The 7,286-nt window shown below is 69.2% G+C and carries 6 protein-coding genes; 4 read left to right on the plus strand and 2 right to left on the minus strand.

The window, feature by feature from the left end; genetic code table 11:
- Positions 1 to 118: 118 nt before the first annotated feature.
- Positions 119 to 631 carry a MarR family winged helix-turn-helix transcriptional regulator gene (locus tag ACWELQ_RS32275; RefSeq protein ID WP_452400814.1) on the minus strand — a complete coding sequence of 171 codons (513 nt, stop codon included), beginning with the start codon at positions 629 to 631 and terminating at the stop codon, positions 119 to 121.
- Between the two features lie 91 nt (positions 632 to 722).
- Between ACWELQ_RS32275 and ACWELQ_RS32280 the strand changes: the two genes are divergently transcribed.
- From ACWELQ_RS32280 to ACWELQ_RS32290, 3 genes are all read left to right on the plus strand, one after another.
- On the plus strand, positions 723 to 2,810 hold the full coding sequence (locus ACWELQ_RS32280; RefSeq protein ID WP_452400815.1) for an MMPL family transporter: 2,088 nt from the start codon (positions 723 to 725) through the stop codon (positions 2,808 to 2,810).
- Between the two features lie 49 nt (positions 2,811 to 2,859).
- Positions 2,860 to 3,471 carry a lipocalin family protein gene (locus tag ACWELQ_RS32285; protein WP_452400816.1) on the plus strand — a complete coding sequence of 204 codons (612 nt, stop codon included), beginning with the start codon at positions 2,860 to 2,862 and terminating at the stop codon, positions 3,469 to 3,471.
- A gap of 79 nt (positions 3,472 to 3,550) precedes the next feature.
- Positions 3,551 to 4,876: a cryptochrome/photolyase family protein gene (locus ACWELQ_RS32290; protein ID WP_452400817.1), complete on the plus strand. Its 1,326-nt coding sequence runs from the start codon at positions 3,551 to 3,553 to the stop codon at positions 4,874 to 4,876.
- Positions 4,877 to 4,883: 7 nt separating this feature from the next.
- Here ACWELQ_RS32290 and ACWELQ_RS32295 read toward each other — a convergent pair whose 3' ends face one another.
- On the minus strand, positions 4,884 to 5,843 hold the full coding sequence (locus tag ACWELQ_RS32295; protein WP_452400818.1) for an SDR family NAD(P)-dependent oxidoreductase: 960 nt from the start codon (positions 5,841 to 5,843) through the stop codon (positions 4,884 to 4,886).
- Positions 5,844 to 6,034: 191 nt separating this feature from the next.
- Between ACWELQ_RS32295 and ACWELQ_RS32300 the strand changes: the two genes are divergently transcribed.
- A partial coding sequence (locus tag ACWELQ_RS32300; protein ID WP_452400819.1) for an NAD(P)/FAD-dependent oxidoreductase occupies positions 6,035 to 7,286 on the plus strand: 1,252 nt, incomplete at its 3' end.

Consider the following 7,286-nt stretch of genomic DNA (forward strand, 5'->3'; position numbering starts at 1 on the left):
GCCATAGGGGTAGGTTGCAGCGATTGTGCATCATTTCATCATCGGGATGTCCGGCGCGTGTCCGCGCGCGATCCCTTCGCGCTGCCGAGGTGCCGCCGCGAACGTATCGCTGCGCCCGTCAGGGTTCGCTCTCGTTGTCGAGTTCGGTGGCGAAGTCGCGCAGGGCGGCGATGATGCGAAGCATCGCGCGATGGGTCGTCTCGAGTTCGGAGTCCGACAGGTCGGACAGCGCACCGCGCATCCGAGTCGCCAGCGGCATGAAAAACCCTGCGGCGACCGCCATTCCGTGGTCGGTGTAGTGCAGCATCACCCGTCGCCGGTCGGTGGCGTCGACGGCGCGCTCGAGGTGACCGGACTCGATCATGCGCTCGACGAGGTAGGTGATCGCCGCGGGAGAGACGCCGGTGAGCTGGCCGAGTCGGCCCGCGGTGAGCGGCGCGCCCTCGGCTTCGGCGGTCGCCACGTGGACCAGGGCGCGGAAGTCGTTGGGGCGCAGATCATGTGAGCGGGCGAAGGCGTGCCCGATCTGCTCGGACACCGCGCCGAGGGCGCGGACGTCGCGGGCGATCTCGGTCTCGAGGCCGGAACGCTCGGTACCGGGCGGGGATGTGTTCGCCGGGCGGTCGGTCACCGCTCCCTCCTTTGTGGTCGGAAGTCCGAGCCTAGTGCCCTCGGCGGCAGGGCCGTTGCACGATATTTAAGAATCTGAAATAGTTGCCAGCATGGGCGTATGGGATCGCTACGCGAACCTGGTCACCGGTCGCCGGGCCTGGCTGCTGCTGATCGTGGTTGTCGCGGCGGGCGGGCTGATCATGGGACTTGCCGGGAACAACGACAGTTCCGGTCAGGGCCTGAAATCGCTGCCGAATTCGGCCGAGTCCGCGCGTGTCGCCGCCGCGGTCGAGAAGTTCCCGGGTGGCGACACCGCTACCGCGGTGCTCGTCGCCGGTCGTGTGGACGGCGGCGAGCTCACGGCGCCGGATCTCGCGGCCGTCACCGGTGTGGCTGATCGTCTGCGAGCCGGTGCGGGTGCCCCTGCGCCCGTGGTGATTTCGCCGGATCGACAGGCCGCATTGGTGTCGATTCCGGTGCCTGCCTCGCTCGACGGATTCGCCCTGTCCGATCGGGTCAAGAGTCTGCGCGCACTGGCGAAGCGGGATGCGCCGCCGCAGTTGGTCTTTCAGCTGACGGGCGGCCCCGCCTTCGGGGCCGACATCGCGGAGTCCTTCTCCGGGGCCAACGTACTGCTCCTGGTCGTCACCGCGCTCGTGGTGATGGTGCTGCTGATCGTCACGTATCGATCGCCGGTGCTGTGGCTGCTGCCGTTGTCGGTGGTCGCCGTGGCCGATCGAGTCGCCACGGGGGTCGGGACCGAGCTCTCCCGCCTGACCGGGCTCGCCTTCGACGGATCCACCAGCGGGATCACCAGCGTCCTGGTCTTCGGTGCGGGCACGAACTATGCCTTGCTGCTGGTCTCGCGGTACCGAGATGAGTTGCACCACTGGGACTCTCACCGTGAGGCGTTGCGCGCCGCGGTGCGCCGGGCCGCGCCCGCGATCCTCGCGAGCAACGCCACGGTGGTGATCGCTTTGCTGACCCTGCTGCTCGCCGTGCTGCCCAGCACCCGCAGTCTCGGCGCGTTCGCGGCTGCCGGGCTCGTGGTCGCCCTGGTGTTCGTGCTGTTCGCACTGCCACCGGCGCTGGCGCTGTGCGGTCGAAAAGTTTTCTGGCCCTTCGTGCCCCGGGTGGATGATCGCGACGAGGCCCAGGCGGGTTCGTGGTACGCGATCGCCGCGCGGGTGGTGCGGCGACCCGTGGCCGTGCTGGTGCCGGTGCTGGCAGTCCTGCTGCTGTGCGCGAGTGGGCTACTGGTGACCAAGGTCGGACTCGCGCAGACCGAGCAATTCCGGGTGCGCGCCGAATCGGTGGACGGGTTGCGGAGCCTGGCAGCCCATTTCCCGTCCGGGTCCTCGGATCCCGCGGTCGTGGTGGCGAGCACCGAGACGGCCGTCGCTGTGCAGCAGGTCCTCGACCACACCGAGGGCGTCTCACGCGCTGTCGCCGGTCCGGCGTCCGGGACCGGTTCGACTCGATGGTCGGTCGTGCTGGACGCACCACCCGCGTCCGGGCGGGCTTTCGCGACCATCGAACGATTGCGCGCGGAACTGCGCGCGGTACCCGATGCGCAGGCGATGGTCGGAGGTTCGGACGCGCAGGCCCTCGATACCCGCGAGGCGGCTCGCCGTGATCAGGCGCTGGTCATTCCGCTGATCCTCGCCGTGATCCTGCTGGTGCTGCTCGCGCTGCTGCGTGCCGTCCCGGCGGCCCTCATCCTGGTGTCCGTCACCGTTGTCAGCGCGTTGGCGGCCCTGGGGCTCGGCAGTGTGGTCAGCCACCATGTCTTCGGCTTCCCCGCGCTGGACACCAATGTCCCCTTGTTCGGTTTCCTGTTCCTGGTCGCGCTGGGCGTGGACTACACGATCTTCCTGGTCGTGCGCGCTCGCGAGGAAGCGCAGCGGCACGGCACCGTCGACGGGATGGTGCGCGCGGTCGCCTCGACCGGTGCGGTGATCACCAGCGCCGGTGTGGTGCTGGCGGCGGTGTTCTGCGTCCTGGGCGTGCTGCCGCTGATCACCCTCACCCAGCTGGGCATCGTGGTCGGCATCGGAATCCTGCTCGACACCTTCGTGGTCCGGACGGTCGCGGTCCCCGCGGTGTTCGCCATTCTGGGCGACCGGATCTGGTGGCCCGCCATTCATCACGACAAGGAGAGCCGGAGGAAGGAGGCCGAACCCGCAGGCGCGCACTGATCGAACCATCGAGATCGACAGACGGATACACAGTTCGAGGAGAGACACCATGAATGGGAATCGACTTCGCCGGCTTTCGTCGGCACTCATCGGGACCGCCGCATTCTCGATGCTGGTCGCCGGGATCGGCCCCGCCGCACCCGCACAGGCCGAACCTCCGGCCCCGGTCGCCCGCCTCGACACGGGCCGGTACCTCGGAACCTGGTATCAATTGGCCGCGGTGCCACAGTATTTCAACCTCGTGTGCGCCAGGGACACCCAAGCCGAGTACGCGCTGGACGAACGCGGCGATGTGTCCGTGCACAACTCGTGCACCACCTGGACCGGTGGCCCCAACGAGATCCGTGGCACCGCGACCGTCACCGACCCGGTGACGAACGCGCAACTGCACGTCAGCTTTCCCGGCGTGCCGACCCAGGACGCGCGATACGGGCCGCCCAACTACGTTGTCACCGCACTCGGCGACGACTACAGCTGGGCGCTGGTGACCGACCCGAACCGCCTGTCGGGATTCGTGCTGTCGCGCACGGCGGCGCTCGATCCCGTGCAGTGGCGCGATATCCGAGCCGCCATCGTGGCGGCGGAGGAGGACACCTGCACCTATTGGACGAGTCCCACGACCGGCGGACTCGATCGGCTCGTTCCCCTGTGCACCGTGTGAATCCACCGATAGCGCGGTGCTCGGTATGGAGTTGGGCGTCGATGCATCGATAATGAATCGAATTGGCTAGGGTGTCGGCATGACCGCATCGATCGTGCTCTTCACCCGGGACCTGCGTGTGCACGACAATCCGGCGCTGGACGCGGCCTGCCGCGAAGCCGGGACGGTGGTGCCGCTGTTCGTCCTCGACGCCGACCTGCTCGCCAAGGTGTCCGACGCCCCGAACCGGCTGCGGTTCCTCGTGGCCGCGCTCGCCGAGCTCGATGCCGAACTACGCGCCCGCGGTGGGCGATTGGTGCTGCGGCGCGGCAGCGTCGTGGACGAGGTCGAGCGTCTCGCCGGTGAACTGGACGCACGGAGTGTGCATCTCGCCGCGGACGTCACCGGCTACAGTGCCCGGCGGCACGCCTCCCTGCGGGAACGGCTGGCCCGCACCGGCTGTGCCGTGCACGTGCACCCCGCGTCGATCACCGCGGTCGATGTCACCGCGTTGCGCCCGGACACCGGCCGCACCCACTACGCGATATTCACCCCCTACTTCCGGCGCTGGCTCGACACTCCGATGCGGCGTCCCCTGCCCGCGCCGAAGACCGTGGCGGTGCCTCCGGTCGGGAGCGAGCCGATTCCGGAGGCCGCCGACCTGGCCGCCGGCGCCGGTTCGCCGCAGCTGGCCGTCGGCGGGGAGACGACAGCACGGAAACTGCTGGAGCACTGGCTTTCCGGCCCCGTCCGCGACTACCTGGACGCGAAGGACGTACCCGCCGCGGACGGCACTTCGGGGCTGTCGCCCTACCTGCACTTCGGTTGTCTGTCCGCCGCGGAGATCGTCTTCCGTGCCGATGCGTCCGATCCCGGCGGGCTCGCGTTCGTCCGGCAGCTGGCGTGGCGGGACTTCTACCATCAGGTCCTCGCGGACCGTCCCGAGGTGGCGATCGAGGACTATCGGCCGATCGCGGACACGTGGCGCACCGACGCGCACGCGGTGGACGCCTGGTGCGCCGGGCGCACGGGATACCCGATGGTCGACGCGGGGATGCGGCAGCTGCTGGCGCAGGGCTGGATGCCGGGGCGGGCCAGGCTGATCGCCGCCAGCTTCCTGGTCAAGACACTCCGGGTGGATTGGCGGGTGGGTGCGCGTCATTTCGAGCACTGGCTCGTCGACGCCGATGTGGCGAACAATCGGATGAACTGGCAGTGGATGGCGGGCACGGGCACCGATACCCGCTCGAGCCGGGTACTCAACCCGCTGCGCCAAGCCGAGCGGTTCGACCCCGACGGCGAGTACGTCCGCCGATGGCTGCCGGAATTGGCGCAGCTGCCCGGCGCGGAGATCCACCGGCCCTGGCGCGCGGGTGTGTTCGGCGCGGATTATCCCGCGCCGATCGTCGAATTCAACGGCATGTGAGCGGGATTCAGCGGGCCGGGATGCCGACCGCGTCCGCGTAGAACTGCCACAGCCGTGCGAGATCGGCGTCGGACTCCCGCGTGCGCCGCGAGTAGTGCTCGGGCCGAGGACGCCGATCGTGCCAGAATCGGCCGGGAGGAACCTCGGTGGCGGACAGCCAGATCGCGGTGTCCGCTCCTTCGGCCGGCGTGCGCAGCAGCGGGCGCGTCAGCGTGCGGAACGTCGGCAGCGAGTCGGCCACACCCGGGGTGTCCACCCATCCCGGGTGCATACTGTGCACCGAGATGTCCGCTGGCGCATACCGATTCGCGAGGACCGGGGTCAGCGCCACCTGCATGCGCTTGCTGCGCGCGTACGCCGTCGCGCCGCGATAGTCACCGGTCCGGTATTCGAAGTCGTCGGGGTGCAGGCGCTGGGTGTACATGCCGCCGGACGACACCAGGATCACTCGTGCGCCGGCCGTCCGGGCCATGATCGGGGTGAGCAGCTCGGTGGCCAGCAATGGTCCCAGCACATGGGTGGCCACACAGATCTCGTGCCCCTGCGGGCTTTCGGCGCGTGCGGCGGGGAGCACGCCGGCGTTGTGCACGAGCACGTCCAGACGGTTCTCGCGCGCGGAGAAGTCGGCGGCGAACCTGCGAACATCCGTGAGATCGGCCATATCGCACCGTCGGACCTCGAGCCGGGCGTCGGGTACGGCCGCGGCGATCTCCGCGGCGGCCGCCGCGCCGCGCGCCTCATTTCTGACCAGCAAGGTGACCGCCGCGCCGAGGTCGGCCAGTCCGGCCGCGACGGCCTTGCCGATGCCGGAGTTCGCGCCGGTGACCACGGCGACCCGGTCGCGCAGCGCCCCGGCGGGCAGCGGTGGCCAGCCTTGCCGCCGTAGCCGGAATCCGATGCGGCCGTAGCCGAATACCACGGTGCGGTCGAGCGCGGTGTCGAGTGGGGGAGCGAGCTGGATGGCCATGTGGTCGCCTCTTGCGGCTGTGGTGCGGATCGGCACTGCCGGTGGATGTCGTCCGATTCCATCGATCCGAATGCATCGTTTGTGCATCGATTGCATGATAGCGTCGAAGTCGCGGACCGGACAGCCTGACGGTTCGCCCGACCGGCGGAGGAACTCATGACCACACCCCATCTCGGAAGGGCCGGACGGCCGTGCGCGCGTTGACCGGCGACCGGCGCCGGGTCGCGGTGATCGGCAGCGGAGTCGCGGGCCTCACCGCGGCATGGGTGCTGTCCAAGGACAGCGAAGTCGTTCTGTACGAGGCCGACTCGCGGTTGGGCGGCCACGCTCACACGCATCAGGTCTCGGCCCGGTCCGACGGGACCGGGGAGTCGATCGGCGTCGATTCCGGGTTCATCGTCCACAACGAGCGCACCTACCCCACCCTGCTGCGCCTCTTCGGTGAATTGAACGTCCGCACACAGGAATCGGACATGTCGATGTCGATCCGATGCGACGGCTGCGGACTCGAGTACGCCGGTGGCAAGGGCTTACGCGGGCTGGTCCCGAATCCGGGAATACTGCGCCGACGTTCCTATTCGAGAATGCTCGGCGAGATCACCCGATTTCACCGACTGGCGCGCGCCGAGCTGTCCGGCCAGGGCGACGAACTGCGCACGCTCGGCGATTTCCTGCGAACGGGCGAATTCTCGGCCTACTTCACCGCGCACTTCATGATTCCGCTGGTGGCCGCGGTCTGGTCCTGCCCGCCGAATATGGCGCTGCGGTACCCGGCGCGCTCGCTGTTCACCTTCCTCGACCATCACGGCATGCTGACCGTGTTCGGGTCCCCGACCTGGCGGACGGTGACCGGTGGCTCCGAGACCTATGTGCGCGCCGTCGCCGCGGGCGTGCACGAGGTGCGGGCCGGCGTACCGGTGCGCACGATCCATCGCGCGGCGCGGACGGTCGCGGTGCGTGATGACGCCGACGAGGTGGACTTCTTCGACGCCGCGGTGGTCGCCACGCATCCCGACCAGGCGCTGCGGCTGCTGGACGCGCCGACACTGACGGAGACCGAAATTCTTGCGGCGCTGCCGTATTCGAAGAATCGCACGGTTCTGCACACCGACGACACGGTGCTGCCGCGGCGTTCCGCGGCACGTGCCTCGTGGAACTATCGCCTGCCGCACTGCACGGCGGCTCCCGACCGAGTGCTGGTCAGCTATGACCTGACCCGGCTGCAGCGGCTCCCGACCGATGGTCGTCGCTTCGTCGTCACCCTCGGCGATGACGACCGGGTAGCCCCGGAGAGCGTGCTGGCGACCATGACGTACGAGCATCCGCAATACACCCCCTCGGCCATGGCGGCGGCGAAGCTCAGCGGCGCTTCGCCGATCATGCCCAGCGCGGGCCCGTCCGGGGTGCGCAGCACCTGTTCCCGCAGCAGAGCGGTGAAATCCT

Source organism: Nocardia sp. NPDC004722, assembly GCF_053601505.1.

Coding starts and splice junctions, on each gene's coding strand:
- ACWELQ_RS32290 (WP_452400817.1), top strand. CDS start 3,551: ATGACCGCATCGATCGTGCTCTTCACCCGGGACCTGCGTGTGCACGAC.
- ACWELQ_RS32295 (WP_452400818.1), bottom strand. CDS start 5,843: ATGGCCATCCAGCTCGCTCCCCCACTCGACACCGCGCTCGACCGCACC.
- ACWELQ_RS32285 (WP_452400816.1), top strand. CDS start 2,860: ATGAATGGGAATCGACTTCGCCGGCTTTCGTCGGCACTCATCGGGACC.
- ACWELQ_RS32280 (WP_452400815.1), top strand. CDS start 723: ATGGGCGTATGGGATCGCTACGCGAACCTGGTCACCGGTCGCCGGGCC.